The sequence below is a fragment of the Paracoccus sp. (in: a-proteobacteria) genome, assembly GCF_030538755.1.
Taxonomy (GTDB): domain Bacteria; phylum Pseudomonadota; class Alphaproteobacteria; order Rhodobacterales; family Rhodobacteraceae; genus Paracoccus.
In genome coordinates this window covers 1-13627 of the sequence record NZ_JAUNTJ010000010.1, presented here as the reverse complement: position 1 = coordinate 13627, position 13627 = coordinate 1, and the positions used below count along the sequence as shown (strand labels likewise).

The window sequence follows — 13627 nt, the reverse complement described above, 5'->3', positions numbered from 1 at the left end:
AGATCGCTGATGCGCCACACCCTTCCCCAAGTGCCGCAGTTTTATGTAACGGCCCCTCAGCCCTGCCCCTATCTGCACGGGCGGGCCGAACGCAAACTGTTCACCGCCCTGCATGGCGAAAACGCCAATGCGCTGAACAATACCCTGTCGCGACAGGGGTTCCGGCGGTCGCAGAACGTGCTGTATCGTCCCAGTTGCGAAAGCTGCGTGGCCTGCATGTCGGCCCGCATCCGGGTGGCCGATTTCACGCCCTCGCGCACGCAGCGGCGCATCATGCGACGAAATGCCGCAATCCGGCGGCTGGCCACCAGCGCATGGGCGACCGAGGAACAGTATGACCTGTTCCGCAGCTATCTGGACCACCGCCACGCCGATGGCGGTATGGCCGACATGGACATCTTTGAATTCGCCGCCATGATCGAGGAAACGCCGGTCAAGACCCGCGTGATCGAATACCGCTGCGCTGATCTGGCCGATGACGGACAGATTATCGCCGGGTCGGAACATCTGGCTGCCGTCTGCCTGACCGATGTGCTGGATGACGGGCTAAGCCTCGTTTACAGCTTTTATGATCCGGCCCTGACCGAGGCCAGCCTTGGCACGCATATCATCCTCGACCATATTGAAATCGCGCGGGCGGCCAACCTGCCCTTTGTCTATCTGGGCTATTGGGTGCCGGGCAGCCGCAAGATGGACTACAAGGCGAAATTTTCGGCGCTGGAAATCTATAAGGGCGGCGTCTGGCAGCCCATCGGCAACCCCGCCAGCCACAACAGCGAGGCGCATCCGCTGTCGGTTGATCCGATCGTCGAACAGGTGGCGCGCATACAATTGCCGCAGCCAGACAAATAGTTTCGCCATGGATGGCGCGGGCGCAAGATAGTTTCAAAAAATCGCCACACCGCGCCATTTTATCCAGCCCCAGCCATTGACGATCCCCCGCACCGGCCATAATTTGCGGCGGCGCAGCAAGGGGCTGCGCGTTTGTTTGTTCAAAACTGGAGATACGGCAATGTCCCGAACAATGACGGGTGCGAGGATGGTGGTCGAGGCGCTGCGCGATCAGGGCGTCGATACCGTATTCGGCTATCCCGGCGGGGCCGTCTTGCCGATTTATGACGAAATTTTCCAGCAGAACGACATCAAGCACATTCTGGTGCGCCACGAACAGGGCGCGGTTCACATGGCCGAAGGCTATGCCCGCTCGACCGGCAAACCGGGGGTCGTTCTGGTGACATCCGGCCCCGGCGCGACCAATGCCGTCACCGGGCTGACCGATGCGCTGCTGGATTCGATTCCGCTGGTGGTGCTGTCGGGGCAGGTTCCGACCTTCATGATCGGCACCGACGGTTTCCAAGAGGCGGATACCGTGGGCATCACCCGCCCCTGCACCAAGCATAACTGGCTGGTCAAAGACACCGACAAGCTGGCCGAAACGATCCACAAGGCGTTTCACGTCGCCACCTCGGGGCGGCCCGGCCCGGTGCTGATCGACATCCCCAAGGATGTGCAATTCGCCGAAGGCACCTATACCGGCCCGCGCCAGACCGACAACAGCAACTATGCCCCGCCGCGCAAAGGCAATCAGGACGCGATCACGCGGCTGGCCGAACTGATCGAGCGTGCCGAACGCCCGGTCTTTTATACCGGCGGCGGCGTCATCAACTCTGGCCCCGGTGCCAGCCAGCTTTTGCGGGAACTGGTCGATACGACCGGATTTCCGATCACCTCGACCCTGATGGGGCTGGGGGCCTATCCGGCCTCGGGGCGCAACTGGCTGGGCATGTTGGGGATGCATGGCTTGTATGAGGCCAATCTGGCCATGCACGGCTGCGACCTGATGATTAACATCGGTGCCCGTTTCGACGACCGCATCACAGGCCGCACCGCCGACTTCAGCCCGCAATCGGTCAAGGCGCATATCGACATCGACCCGTCATCCATCAACAAGGTGATCCGCGTCGATCTGCCGATTCTGGGCGATGTCGGCCATGTGCTGGAAGACCTGCTGAAAATCTGGAAGGCGCGCGGGCGCAAGGTGAACACCGACGCCTTGGGCAAGTGGTGGCAACAGATCGACGAATGGAAGGCCAGGAAATGCCTGTCCTACACCAACAGCACCAGCGTCATCAAACCGCAATTCGCGCTGGAACGGCTTGAGGCGCTGACCAAGGGCCGCGACCGCTATATCGCGACCGAGGTGGGCCAGCATCAGATGTGGGCGGCGCAGTTCCTGCACTTCGATCAGCCGAACCGCTGGATGACCTCGGGCGGGCTGGGGACGATGGGCTATGGCCTGCCGGCCAGCATCGGCGTGCAGGTCGCCCACCCCGAGGCGCTGGTCATCAACATCGCTGGCGACGCAAGCTGGCTGATGAACATGCAGGAAATGGGCACCGCCGTTCAGTTCCGCGCCCCGGTCAAGCAGTTCATCCTGAACAACGAACGGCTGGGCATGGTGCGCCAATGGCAGCAATTGCTGCATGGTGAACGCTACAGCCAGTCGTGGTCGGAAAGCCTGCCCGATTTCGTCAAACTGGCCGAGGCCTTCGGCTGCAAGGGCGCGCAGGTGCGCGACCCGGCCGATCTGGACGCGGCGATCCAGCAAATGCTGGATTACGACGGCCCGTTCATTCTGGATGTGCTGGTCGAAAAGCACGAAAACTGTTTCCCGATGATCCCCTCGGGCAAGCCGCATAATGAGATGCTGTTGGGCGAGGCCTCGACCGAAGGCGCGATCAAGGCTGACGGCGCGGTTCTGGTGTGACGCAGACCGGGGGGCTGCCCCCGGATGCCCAAGGATTTGGACAATCAAGAAGGGGCTGATCCCATGTCGGCACTGAAAATCGAACGCGGCGCATCCAGCCATTCCGCCTATGACCTGCGCGACCCGAACGCGGACCTGCGCGAAAGCCATACGCTGGCGGTGCTGGTGGAAAACGAACCGGGCGTGCTGGCGCGCGTCATCGGGCTGTTTTCCGGGCGCGGATACAACATCGACAGCCTGACCGTGGCCGAGGTGGACCACACCGGCCATCGGTCGCGCATCACCGTTGTCACCCGCGGCACGCCTGCGGTGATCGAACAGATCAAGGCGCAACTGGGCCGCATCGTCCCCGTTCACGAGGTCCACGATCTGACGGTCGAGGGCGCCTCGGTTGAGCGGGAATTGGGTCTGTTCAAGGTCGCGGGCCAAGGCGAAAAGCGGGTCGAGGCGCTGCGCATCGGCGAGATTTTCCGCGCCAAGGTCGTGGATTCGACGCTGGAAAGCTTTGTGTTCGAAATCACCGGCGCGCCGCAGAAACTGGACGCCTTTGCCGATCTGATCCGCCCGCTGGGGCTGATCGACATGGCCCGCACCGGCGTTGCGGCACTGGCGCGCGGCCACTAGGGGCGACGGCGGACATGAAAAAGGCGGCCGGATTGCTCCGCGCCGCCTTTTTTCGTGCCGTGACGGGCAGTATCAGCTTGCGACAGAGGTCACCGTAACGCGGCGCAGCGGGGCGTGCGCCGACGCTGGTTTGGCCTTCGGCGCATCCTCGCGCGAAGACACCAGACGAAGCCGCATCTCATCGGGTTCGGGTGCGCGGCGCAGCGCGTCGGGCAGGCCAGGGCATTCCGCCTCGCTTAACAGAGCGACGTGGCGAGCATGACGCAGCGAGGCCAGAAATTCGGTTTCCAGTTCCATCAGGTCGCCGGCCTCGGGCCAGCCCATACCCGGCATCGCCAGATTTTCACGCCCTTGCAGATAGGCCAGTGCCCCCTGATCCTCGCACCAGATGACCGCCTTTTCACGGTCTGCACTGCTCCACACCACTACGCCGATCATCTTCTGATGGTCCTTCCTCTCCGAACCGGCATTCAGAATCTGCCGGTGTCCCTGTTCGCAAGTTGGATCATATGTTCATCCAAATCCGAGTAAAGCCATGATTTGGAATTTTGGTTTAATTTCCTCGCAATCCCGTACGCTTACCCTGGGTAAACTACATCTTTGCAAGCGGGGATGGCAGGCTGTTCGGCATCTTGTGACGCAAGGTCACAACGCCGCGCGACCCGGACAGAAGTTGCACAGTGCGAATCAGAAAAACCGGTGAAAAATTACATGAACTGAAAGGAATGCAGACCGGCATCGAACTTCATGAAGGGCAGAACGCCTGACTATTTGGACAGGTTCCCGGCCAGTGGAGTAAATTTTTTTTAGTCAGCCTTCATGACCTTCCATCAAAGGGTCAGTGGTAAATTTACCACATCTTAACTTTCGGCCTCGGCAGCGGCCTCTACGCCTTATGGTTGAATTCATTTCGCTGCCATTGCGATATTGAACTGCAAAGTTTGGAAAACGGGTTCAATATCGACGAATCACCTGCGACCACTGCACAGGCATGGCAGGGCCGCAGGCGCAAAATGATCCAGATCAAATCAGCGCGCGCGGCCCGAGCGAACATCCGAAACAGCGCGGCGCACCTGCGCGACACGCTGCGAATTGGCCGGATGCGACCCCAGGATCTGATCGCCCGGATCAGGCATCCGCGCAAAGAAGGCCGCGCCCCGCTGCGGATCATAACCGGCGTTCAGCGTGATGATGGCGCCCAGATAATCCGCCTCCAGCTCCCACTCTTTCGAGTAATAGCGCGATCCGACCGTCGCCCCGATACGGCTGGCTGTGTTCACGGCTGTGGGGTTGCCGGAATAGACCGTCGCCAGCCCCCCCAGAATGACCGCCCCCGCCGTGGCCGCGCTGGATTTTTGCGACAGGTGGTTCAGAATGTGATGGCTGGCCTCGTGCCCGACGACAAAGGCCAGCTCATCGGTGTTCTGCGCCGCCGCGATCAGCGACAGGGTAAAGCCGATCACCGGACGCCCCTGCCCGTCGATGGTCTGAAAGGCATTCGGCTCCTGCCCCCGGCGATCATCGACGACGAACTGGAAATCGCAGTTGATGGGCCGGGTGCGGCGGGTCATGCACTCACGCTCGATCGCCGGCTCCATCTTTTGCATCACCGACACGAAAGCCCGCGCCGCAGCCTGCGGATTGTTGGAAACCGGGGTGGCCGACGCCTGCGCGGGATAGGGGTTCGGCGCGCTGGTCGAGGGCGCAGGCGCCGAAGGCTGCGGGGTGCCCCCCCCTGCCCCATCGACCGGCACCTGCACAACGCAGCCTGCCAGCCCGACACAGGCCGTGGTAAGGATAGCTGCAATTTTGCTGCGCTTGTGCATATGTTCTGCCCCCCGAACTGCCCCTTGCCGACCATACGGCTTTGCGGCCAATCTAACGGCATGACCCGCACCGCACCAGTGCCGCAATCCGCGAACAGGCAACCGCTGGCCCTATTGTGCCGAAAATTTGAAAGAATAACCCATGTTTACCATCGAGCATGAATTTGACTCGACCGTCATCACCCTGATCGACGAAGCCGAACCGGGCACCCGCCCGCTTAGCGAAGATATCGTCATCACCGCCTTTGACGACCGGGTGCTGGTCGAACAACTCTCGCCCGAGGGCGACTCCCTGGCCACCGTCGTCTTCAGCATGAAACAGTTACAGGAACTGCGCGCCGCCCTGAACCTGCCCCAAGGCAATTACGTCATGCGCCCATAGGCAGGCTTCCTGTTTGCCTAAATACGCACCTTGGGGCGCTACCCCTCAACCCGGAACAGCTTGTCGCGCGCAGTCACCCCGCGCACCAGAACCAGCCGCGTGCGCGCCACGCCGATGGCCTTGGCCAACAGCTTTTGCACCGCGACATTGGCCTTGCCGTCCTCGGGCACGGTGGTGACATAGACCCGCAGCACGCCATCAGCCGCAACCACGGCATTCCGCCCGGCGCGCGGCGTCACCCGCACAGCGATTTCGGTGCCCGGCCGGGCCAGATGCGTCAGATCGTCCATGCTGCGATCATCGGCCCGTGCCGAACCGCCCGCAAGCCCTGTTCAACCACGCCCGCCGCCATTACATCCATCGCGACAAAAGGAGACAGCCATGGATCACCGCAACGACGCCGCGCAGGCGTTTCTGGCCACCCGCCGCTCGCACCCGCCCAAGATGCTGCGCGAACCCGGCCCCGACCGCGACCAGATCATGCACCTGCTGACCCTTGCCGCCCGCGCCCCCGATCACGGCAAGCTGGAACCATGGCGCTTTGTCGTCATCAGCCGCGACGCGCTGGACCGGATCAAGCCCGACCTGCACGCCGCCGTCCTTCAGGCCACACAAGATCAGGCCGCCGCAGACAAAGCCGCCTCGGCCTTTGATTCCCCGGTGATCGTCGCCGTGATCTCGTCCCCCGTGCCCAGCGGCAAAGTGCCCGAGTGGGAACAGGTCCTGTCGGCGGGGGCGGTCTGTCTGGGTCTGGTCAATGCCGCGCTGGCCTCGGGCTGGGGGGCTGCGTGGCTGACGGGCTTTGCCGCACTCGATCAGGATTTCGCCGCCGCGCATCTTGGCGTCACACCGGGCGAGCGTGTCGCCGGCCTGATCCACATCGGCAGCCGGGGCGAAGCCCCGCCCGACCGTCCCCGCCCCGACATCGCCGCCAAAACCGGGTGGCTGTAATGGTCTTCATCGCCCTCAGCCGCGCGCTGACCGACATGCTGCGTCCGCGCATCTTTGGCATTGTGCTGACGGGGATCGCGCTGACCATCGGCCTGTTCATCGCGCTGCAAGCGGTGGTGTTTTTCCTGATCCGAACCTTTGTTCCGGGCGGTTTCACCCTGCCCTTCTGGGGGCCGATTGATTTCGGCACGGCGCTGTCATGGGCTTCGCTGGCGCTGTTCCCGCTGATCGGGTTCTTTCTGATGGCCCCGGTCGCCGCCGCCTTTTCGGGCCTGTTCGCCGAAAACGTCGCAAATGCGGTCGAGGAGACGCACTATCCCCACGCCAAGGGCCAATCGCTGGATTTCATGGACGGTCTGCTGGAATCCATGGCGGTGATGGGCGCGGTGATCGTGGTGGCGCTGCTGTCGCTGATAACCATGCCGATCCTAGGGCCATTTTCGCCGGTGCTGTTCTACGGCGCCAACGGCTGGCTTTTGGGACGAGAGCTGTTCCAGATGGCCGCCCGCCGTCACCTTCACGAACCACAGGCGACGGCGCTGCGTCAGGTCAACAACACCCGCATCACATGGGCGGGCGTGCTGATCGCGCTGCTGCTGACCGTGCCGGTGCTGAATATCGTGGTGCCGGTGCTGGCCGCCGCGGCCTTTACGCACCTGTTTCACCTTATCCGCGCAACCACGCCTCGAACGCGATGATGTCGGCGCGGGTGACGACATCGCCCAGTATCAGCCAGGCGATCACCGCCCACATCACCGCCGCAACCCCGGTCGCGATCAGCGCCTTGCGCCCAAGCCGGGGGTCATGCGGCGCGCCCGCAGGCGTGCCGGGCACCACCTGACCAGTATCGGCCTGACTGCGCTGCCCGATGGGCAGAATCACGAACAGCGCCAGAAACCACAGCACAGTATAAAGAACGATGCCGCCAGTCAGGTTCATCAGACTTGCTCCAGCTCGATCAGGCAGCCGTTGAAATCCTTGGGATGCAGGAACAGAACCGGCTTGCCATGCGCGCCGATCTTGGGCTCGCCGGTGCCCAGAACGCGGGCACCTTCGGATTTCAGCTTGTCGCGGGCGGCGATGATGTCTTCGACCTCAAAGCACATATGATGGATCCCGCCCGAAGGGTTCTTGTCCAGAAACCCTTGAATCGGGCTGTTTTCACCCAGCGGATACAGCAGTTCGATCTTGGTGTTCGGCAGTTCGATGAACACCACTGTCACGCCGTGATCGGGTTCGTCCTGCGGCGGGCGCACGGTGGCCCCCAGCGTGTTTTCGTATTGCGCCGCGGCAGCCTGCAAATCAGGCACAGCAATGGCGACATGGTTCAGGCGTCCGATCATGGTATCCTCCGTTTCCCCGTGTTTACGGATCATGGCCGCCAAGGGAAAGAGAAACCCGCCGCCGTTAACCCGATCTTAGTGTTTGCCGCGCTACCAAGGGATCAGATGACGATTCGCAGGGGAATGGCGATGCAGACAGAAGTCGGAACCGGCATGGGCAGCTTGCCCGCCTGGAGGATGAGCTTGCCGGGGCGCCCGCTGACGGGCCTGACCGTGCTGGTGGTCGAAGATTCGCGCTTTGCCAGCGAGGCGGTGCGCCTGTTGTGCCTGCGCTCGGGCGCGCGCATTCGCCGCGCCGACAGCCTGAAATCGGCCACGCGCCACCTGCTGACCTATCGTCCGGCGGTGGTCATCGCGGATATGGGCCTGCCCGATGGCAACGGTGCCGAACTGATCGCGCGCATCCACGGCGCCGAACCGCGTGTGCCGGTGATCCTTGGCCTGTCTGGCGATCCCGATAACGAAGCGGCAGCGATGGCGGCCGGGGCCAACGGCTTTCTGGCCAAGCCGGTCGAAAGCCTTGCCGTCTTTCAACAGGCGATCCTGTCGGCCCTGCCCGCCGAATCGCAACCGGCAGGACCACGCCTTTTGCCCGATGACGTCATCTCGCCCGATTCCGCCGCACTGCGCGACGATCTGGCCCATGTGGCCGAGGTTCTGTCGGGCGCAACCGACACCGCCGCGATCGACTATATCGCCCGCTTTCTGGCTGGCGTCGCCCGCTCGGCCCATGACGCACCGCTGGAACAGGCCGCCACCGCTCTGGCCCGCGACCACGAAGCGGGCCACGCCGTCGCAGGCGATCTGGCGCGGATCAGCGGCCTGGTGCAGGACCGTCTGGCCGCCGTGGGCGAGGTCTGAACCCCACCCCCACACAACCGGCACACACACGCATAACTAGGCAGCCACGGCATCCGAACCCCGTGACCCTGCCCGGCCCCGGACCGCTCCTCCGGGGCCACCTTTATCCCGCAGAACCCCGCCGGCTTCCTGTTTGCCCAAATACGCATGACTCCGGCGCAGCCAACGCCGCGCTGCCATTTCCGAACCGCCCCGCCACGCCGGCGCGTCTCAGCCCCGCCCCGGCAAGGCCCGCACGGTCAGCGCCGAAAGGCTTTCCCGCTGCCGCCCCTCGGCATCGAAATTCGCAGGTGCCAGCCACGCATCATAGGCCCCACGCAGCGCCGGCCATTCATCATCGGTGATCGCAAACCACGCCGTATCGCGATTGCGCCCTTTATAGATCATATGCTTGCGAAAAACGCCCTCGAAGGTAAACCCCAGCCGCAGCGCCGCCCGCCGCGAGGGCGCGTTCAGCGCATCGCATTTCCATTCGAACCGGCGATAACCATTTTCAAACGCCCAGCGGATCATCAGCATCAGCGCCTCACTCGCCGCCGGGGTCCGCTGCACCCGTGGCGTCAACAGGATATGCCCCAGCTCAGCCACGCCGTTGTTCGGGTCGATGCGCAGGAACGACGCCACCCCCGCCGCATCCTGATCCGGCAAGACCGCATAGAAACAAGGGTCCGCCCCCGATGCAACGCCATCCGCCCAGGCCCGGTAATCCTCTGGCGCGGCAAACGGACCATAGCCCAGATAATCCCAGATCCAGTCCGCCCCCCGTGCCGCCTGCCAGATTGCCTCGGCATGGCGCGCCGGGTCCAGCCGTTCAAGCGTCACGAAACGCCCCTCGATCCGGGCCGGGCCGGGCATAGGCGGCGGGGTGAAATCCGGCACGGGCGCGCCGGTCAGGCGGGGGGTGTCAGACATGGCGGACTCCTTGTTGTGCCGGGCCAGTATCACCCGTTTCACCGCCGGTTCCAGCCCCGCCTTGCCACCCCGGCCTCAGCGTGACAGTTGACAGCCGCCCGCCCGCCCCCCATGTTCACGCCCCGATTGCAGCGCCTTAGCGAGAAGCCCATGCCCGTCGTCGTCGTCGAATCTCCGGCCAAAGCCAAAACCATCGAAAAATACCTCGGCGGCGATTACAAGGTGCTGGCCAGCTTTGGACATGTGCGCGATCTGCCGCCAAAGGATGGCAGCGTCGATCCCGAACATGACTTTGATATGAAATGGGAAATCGCCGCAGACTCGAAAAAGCACGTCAAGGCGATCCGCGACGCACTGGCCCAGGACGACCGCCTGATCCTGGCCACCGACCCCGACCGCGAGGGCGAGGCGATCAGCTGGCATCTGCAACAGGCCCTGGCCCCGGCGCTGAAAAAGGGCAAAGCGGTCAGCCGCGTCACCTTTAACGCCATCACCAAATCCGCCGTGACCGAGGCGATGGCCAACCCGCGCCAGATAGATCAGGCGCTGGTCGATGCCTATCTGGCCCGCCGCGCGCTGGATTATCTGGTCGGCTTCAACCTGTCGCCCGTGCTGTGGCGCAAGCTGCCCGGCGCGAAATCGGCAGGCCGGGTGCAATCGGTCTGCCTGCGCCTGATCGTTGACCGCGAAATGGAGATCGAGGCATTCCGCGCCCGCGAATACTGGTCGGTCCATGCCCGTCTGGCCACGCCGGGCGGCGATGAATATGACGCCACGCTGACTACGTTGGCGGGAAAAAAGCTGGACCGCTTCGATCTGCCCGATGCGCAGGCCGCCGCCATGGCCGTCAGCGCCGTTTCCAGCCGCGATCTGGTTGTGACCGATGTCACCGCCAAACCCGCCAGCCGCAACCCCTGGCCGCCCTTCATGACCAGCACCTTGCAGCAAGAGGCCAGCCGCAAGCTGGGCATGGGCGCCAAGGCCTGCATGTCCACCGCGCAGCGCCTGTATGAGGCGGGCTACATCACCTATATGCGGACCGACGGCATCGACATGGCCCCCGAGGCGGTGATGGCCGCCCGCGACGCGATCAAGACGAAATTCGGCGACCAATACCTGCCGAAAAGCCCGCGCATGTATAAGAACAAGGCCAAGAACGCGCAGGAGGCGCATGAATGTATCCGCCCCACGGATATGATGCTGTCCCCCGACAAGCTGCGCGTCACCGCCGAAGATCAGCGCAAGCTCTATGACCTGATCTGGAAGCGGACGCTGGCCAGCCAGATGGAAGCCGCGCGGATGGAACGCACCACGGTCGAAATCGCCAGCCCCGACGCTCAGGTAGGCCTGCGCGCCACCGGGCAGGTGATGCTGTTCGACGGCTTTCTGCGCGTTTACGATCAGGGCCGCGACGATGACGACGGCGAAGACAGCGCCCGCCTGCCGCAGATCGCCAAGGGCGAACCCGCGCAGCCCGTCGCGGGCGGCTTTACCGCCGAACTGGCCAAGGCGGCGGAAAAGGGCGGCGACCTGCCCGACGCCCCGCAAGACATGAAAACCGCCCCCGGCCTGATCGCGGCCACCAGCGCCGCCACCGCCGCGCGCCAGCATTTCACCCAGCCCCCGCCCCGCTATACCGAAGCGACGCTGGTGAAACGGATGGAGGAACTGGGCATCGGCCGCCCCTCGACCTATGCCAGCATCGTCACCACGATTCAGGATCGCGACTATGTGCGCAAGGATGGCCAACGCCTGATCCCGCAGGACAAGGGGCGGCTGGTCACGGTGTTCCTGACCGAATATTTTCCGCGCTACGTCAGCTATGATTTCACCGCCGAAATGGAAACCGAGCTGGATGAAATCAGCGCCGGCGACCGCCTGTGGCGCGAGGTGCTGACCCGATTCTGGCGCGACTTCACCAAGGCGCTCGAAGGCACGTCAGAACTACGCATCTCCGAGGTGCTGACCGCCATCGACGACGCTCTGGCGCCGCATCTTTACCCGCCGCGCGCCGATGGCGGCGACCCGCGCGAATGCCCGCTGTGCGGCAAGGGGCGGCTGAACCTGAAAACCGCACGCTCGGGCGGGGCCTTCATCGGCTGCGGCAATTACCCCGAATGCCGCTATACCCGCCCGCTGTCGGCCCCCGATGGCCAAGACCCCGTGGGCGACCGCGTGCTGGGCCATGACGACGGCGATGAAATCAGCCTGCGGGTGGGCCGCTTTGGCCCCTATGTCCAGCGCGGCGAGGCGACCGAGGATACCCCGAAACCACCCCGCGCCTCGATCCCCAAGGGCTGGGACGCCGCCAGCCTCGATCTGGATCGCGCGCTGATGCTGCTGAACCTGCCACGCCAGATCGGCCCTCATCCCGAAGACGGGGTGATGATCGAATCCGCCATCGGCCGCTTTGGCCCCTATGTCAAACATGGGTCGAAATATGCCAACCTGCCCGATGTGGACGAGGTGTTCACCATCGGCATGAACCGCGCGGTCGAGGTGCTGGCAGCCAAACAGACCCGAGGCCGCACCGCCGCCGCACCACTGAAAGAACTGGGCGATCACCCCGATGGCGGCGCCATTCAGGTGATGAATGGCCGCTATGGCCCTTATGTGAAATGGGAAAAGATCAACGCCACCCTGCCCCGCGATGTCACCCCCGAAGACATCACGCTGGAACAGGCGCTGGAACTGATCGCCGCCAAAGCCGCAAAATCCCCGAAAAAGGCAGCGGCCAAATCCAAGGCGACCACCAAAAAGGCAACCGCGAAAAAACCCGCCGCCAAAAAAGCCACAACCCGAAAAACCACGAAAAAAGCGGCCCCTCCCTCAGAGTGACCGCCGGCTTCCTGTTTGCCTAAATACGCACCTTGGGGCGCTGCCTCGCAACCCGCGCGTCAGTGCCCCCTGAACCAGTCCCGCAATGCGGCGGCGTTGTTATGAACCTGATCCTTGGCCGCATAGATCAGTGTCACACGCCCCTTGGCCATCAGATCGCACAAGGTCTGCACCGCAGGATTCCCGGCCAGTTCGGCGGCATAGCGCCGCTGAAACTCGGGCCAGCGGGTCGGATCGTGGTGAAATTCACGCCGCAGCTCATCGCTGGGGGCGATGTCTTTCAGCCACAGATCCAGCGCCAATGCCTCATGCGTCAGGCCGCGCGGCCACAGCCGATCCACCAGAACCCGCGCCCCGTCATCGGGCGCGGGCGGATCATAGGCGCGCTTGATCGCCAGATCGGGCAAGGATTATTCCTTCATCGCCTCGATGTTCAGCGTCACCTGAACCTCGTCGCTGACCGCCGGCACAAAGGCACCCAGGCCAAAGTCGGACCGCTTGATGACCGTGGTGCCGGTAAAGCCGACGGCAGGCTTTTGCGCCATCGGGTTTTCGCCGCTGTGGTTCAGCACCACATCCAGCACCACCGGCTGCGTCTGCCCGTTCAGGGTCAGATCGCCGCTGACGCGGGCCAGATTGCCTTCGCCCGGCTCGACCCCGGTGGAAACGAAAGTCACCTCGCCACCGTCGCCGTTAAAGAAATCCTCGGATTTCAGATGCTCGTCCAGACCGGGGGAAACGGTCTGCATCGACACCGCTGGGAAACGTGCCTCGACGGTCGAGTTTTCCGGGTTTTCAGCGTCCAGAACAACCTGCCCTTCAATGCCGTTCACCATGCCATAGCTGGTGGAAAAGCCCATGTGGCTCCACGAAAACAGCGCCTGCGCGTGATCGCTGTCGAACACATAGGTTCCGCTTTCGGGCGCATCCTGCGCCAGAACCGCCACGGGCAGGGCCGCGGCAAAGGCGGCTGCAATCATCGTCCGTTTCATCTGGATAACTCCTTCCAAAACGCCGAAACGCGCCTGCCCCCGCGCGGGTTCCACCGAATCGCCTTGCTTTTGCGAAAATCGCCGCTATAAAGCCGCATCCTTCCGCAATGATGCGAAACCGGCGCAGCCTC

The 13627-nt window shown here is 63.6% G+C and carries 16 protein-coding genes; 8 read left to right on the top strand and 8 right to left on the bottom strand.

Features of this window, described 5'->3' with window-relative positions; genetic code table 11:
• Positions 1 to 9: 9 nt before the first annotated feature.
• The 3 genes from Q4G14_RS07850 (at position 10) to ilvN (ending at position 3391) form a co-directional block, all read left to right on the top strand.
• Positions 10 to 852: an arginyltransferase gene (locus Q4G14_RS07850; protein ID WP_303361185.1), complete on the top strand. Its 843-nt coding sequence runs from the start codon at positions 10 to 12 to the stop codon at positions 850 to 852.
• Between the two features lie 160 nt (positions 853 to 1012).
• On the top strand, positions 1013 to 2767 hold the full coding sequence (locus Q4G14_RS07845) for an acetolactate synthase 3 large subunit (protein ID WP_303361184.1): 1755 nt from the start codon (positions 1013 to 1015) through the stop codon (positions 2765 to 2767).
• Positions 2768 to 2830: 63 nt separating this feature from the next.
• Entirely contained in the window at positions 2831 to 3391 is a 561-nt protein-coding gene (ilvN, locus tag Q4G14_RS07840) for an acetolactate synthase small subunit (protein ID WP_303361183.1), read from the top strand.
• Positions 3392 to 3463: 72 nt separating this feature from the next.
• Here the strand turns inward: ilvN and Q4G14_RS07835 are convergent, their stop codons facing one another.
• Both Q4G14_RS07835 and Q4G14_RS07830 read right to left on the bottom strand, forming a co-directional pair.
• Positions 3464 to 3829, bottom strand: a complete 366-nt coding sequence (locus tag Q4G14_RS07835; protein ID WP_303361182.1) for a hypothetical protein — start codon at positions 3827 to 3829, stop codon at positions 3464 to 3466.
• Between the two features lie 590 nt (positions 3830 to 4419).
• Positions 4420 to 5217: a M48 family metallopeptidase gene (locus Q4G14_RS07830; RefSeq protein WP_303361181.1), complete on the bottom strand. Its 798-nt coding sequence runs from the start codon at positions 5215 to 5217 to the stop codon at positions 4420 to 4422.
• A 142-nt stretch (positions 5218 to 5359) separates the two neighbouring features.
• On the opposite strand from Q4G14_RS07830, the gene Q4G14_RS07825 reads away from it, so the two are divergent.
• Positions 5360 to 5599: a hypothetical protein gene (locus tag Q4G14_RS07825; protein WP_303361180.1), complete on the top strand. Its 240-nt coding sequence runs from the start codon at positions 5360 to 5362 to the stop codon at positions 5597 to 5599.
• A 38-nt stretch (positions 5600 to 5637) separates the two neighbouring features.
• On the opposite strand, the gene Q4G14_RS07820 is transcribed toward Q4G14_RS07825, so the two are convergent.
• Positions 5638 to 5889, bottom strand: a complete 252-nt coding sequence (locus Q4G14_RS07820; protein ID WP_303361179.1) for a DUF167 domain-containing protein — start codon at positions 5887 to 5889, stop codon at positions 5638 to 5640.
• A 91-nt stretch (positions 5890 to 5980) separates the two neighbouring features.
• On the opposite strand from Q4G14_RS07820, the gene Q4G14_RS07815 reads away from it, so the two are divergent.
• Positions 5981 to 6550 (top strand): nitroreductase, encoded by a 570-nt coding sequence (locus tag Q4G14_RS07815; RefSeq protein WP_303361178.1) that lies wholly within the window; start codon positions 5981 to 5983, stop codon positions 6548 to 6550.
• Positions 6550 to 7248, top strand: coding sequence for an EI24 domain-containing protein (locus Q4G14_RS07810; RefSeq protein ID WP_303361177.1), 699 nt, complete (start codon positions 6550 to 6552; stop codon positions 7246 to 7248). Before Q4G14_RS07815 ends, Q4G14_RS07810 begins: the two co-directional genes overlap by 1 nt.
• Here the strand turns inward: Q4G14_RS07810 and Q4G14_RS07805 are convergent.
• Positions 7217 to 7489 (bottom strand): DUF1467 family protein, encoded by a 273-nt coding sequence (locus tag Q4G14_RS07805; protein WP_303361176.1) that lies wholly within the window; start codon positions 7487 to 7489, stop codon positions 7217 to 7219. The genes Q4G14_RS07810 and Q4G14_RS07805 overlap by 32 nt on opposite strands.
• Positions 7489 to 7893, bottom strand: a complete 405-nt coding sequence (mce, locus tag Q4G14_RS07800; RefSeq protein WP_303361175.1) for a methylmalonyl-CoA epimerase — start codon at positions 7891 to 7893, stop codon at positions 7489 to 7491. Before mce ends, Q4G14_RS07805 begins: the two co-directional genes overlap by 1 nt.
• A 177-nt stretch (positions 7894 to 8070) precedes the next feature.
• Between mce and Q4G14_RS07795 the strand changes: the two genes are divergently transcribed.
• Positions 8071 to 8754 carry a response regulator gene (locus tag Q4G14_RS07795; RefSeq protein ID WP_303361174.1) on the top strand — a complete coding sequence of 228 codons (684 nt, stop codon included), beginning with the start codon at positions 8071 to 8073 and terminating at the stop codon, positions 8752 to 8754.
• 210 nt (positions 8755 to 8964) lie between these two features.
• On the opposite strand, the gene Q4G14_RS07790 is transcribed toward Q4G14_RS07795, so the two are convergent.
• A complete protein-coding gene (locus tag Q4G14_RS07790) occupies positions 8965 to 9666 on the bottom strand; it encodes a GNAT family N-acetyltransferase (protein WP_303361173.1) in 702 nt (233 codons plus the stop codon).
• A gap of 150 nt (positions 9667 to 9816) precedes the next feature.
• Here Q4G14_RS07790 and topA point away from each other — a divergent pair, with 150 nt between their 5' ends.
• Positions 9817 to 12504, top strand: a complete 2688-nt coding sequence (gene topA, locus Q4G14_RS07785; protein WP_303361172.1) for a type I DNA topoisomerase — start codon at positions 9817 to 9819, stop codon at positions 12502 to 12504.
• Positions 12505 to 12563: 59 nt separating this feature from the next.
• On the opposite strand, the gene Q4G14_RS07780 is transcribed toward topA, so the two are convergent.
• On the bottom strand, positions 12564 to 12911 hold the full coding sequence (locus Q4G14_RS07780; RefSeq protein ID WP_303361171.1) for a DUF488 domain-containing protein: 348 nt from the start codon (positions 12909 to 12911) through the stop codon (positions 12564 to 12566).
• A 3-nt stretch (positions 12912 to 12914) separates the two neighbouring features.
• Positions 12915 to 13496 carry a YceI family protein gene (locus Q4G14_RS07775; RefSeq protein ID WP_303361170.1) on the bottom strand — a complete coding sequence of 194 codons (582 nt, stop codon included), beginning with the start codon at positions 13494 to 13496 and terminating at the stop codon, positions 12915 to 12917.
• Positions 13497 to 13627: the final 131 nt, after the last annotated feature.

Coding starts and splice junctions, on each gene's coding strand:
- Q4G14_RS07850 (WP_303361185.1), top strand. CDS start 10: ATGCGCCACACCCTTCCCCAAGTGCCGCAGTTTTATGTAACGGCCCCT.
- Q4G14_RS07810 (WP_303361177.1), top strand. CDS start 6,550: ATGGTCTTCATCGCCCTCAGCCGCGCGCTGACCGACATGCTGCGTCCG.
- ilvN (WP_303361183.1), top strand. CDS start 2,831: ATGTCGGCACTGAAAATCGAACGCGGCGCATCCAGCCATTCCGCCTAT.
- Q4G14_RS07825 (WP_303361180.1), top strand. CDS start 5,360: ATGTTTACCATCGAGCATGAATTTGACTCGACCGTCATCACCCTGATC.
- mce (WP_303361175.1), bottom strand. CDS start 7,893: ATGATCGGACGCCTGAACCATGTCGCCATTGCTGTGCCTGATTTGCAG.
- Q4G14_RS07815 (WP_303361178.1), top strand. CDS start 5,981: ATGGATCACCGCAACGACGCCGCGCAGGCGTTTCTGGCCACCCGCCGC.
- Q4G14_RS07820 (WP_303361179.1), bottom strand. CDS start 5,889: ATGGACGATCTGACGCATCTGGCCCGGCCGGGCACCGAAATCGCTGTG.
- Q4G14_RS07830 (WP_303361181.1), bottom strand. CDS start 5,217: ATGCACAAGCGCAGCAAAATTGCAGCTATCCTTACCACGGCCTGTGTC.
- topA (WP_303361172.1), top strand. CDS start 9,817: ATGCCCGTCGTCGTCGTCGAATCTCCGGCCAAAGCCAAAACCATCGAA.
- Q4G14_RS07835 (WP_303361182.1), bottom strand. CDS start 3,829: ATGATCGGCGTAGTGGTGTGGAGCAGTGCAGACCGTGAAAAGGCGGTC.
- Q4G14_RS07845 (WP_303361184.1), top strand. CDS start 1,013: ATGTCCCGAACAATGACGGGTGCGAGGATGGTGGTCGAGGCGCTGCGC.
- Q4G14_RS07795 (WP_303361174.1), top strand. CDS start 8,071: ATGAGCTTGCCGGGGCGCCCGCTGACGGGCCTGACCGTGCTGGTGGTC.
- Q4G14_RS07775 (WP_303361170.1), bottom strand. CDS start 13,496: ATGAAACGGACGATGATTGCAGCCGCCTTTGCCGCGGCCCTGCCCGTG.
- Q4G14_RS07790 (WP_303361173.1), bottom strand. CDS start 9,666: ATGTCTGACACCCCCCGCCTGACCGGCGCGCCCGTGCCGGATTTCACC.
- Q4G14_RS07805 (WP_303361176.1), bottom strand. CDS start 7,489: ATGAACCTGACTGGCGGCATCGTTCTTTATACTGTGCTGTGGTTTCTG.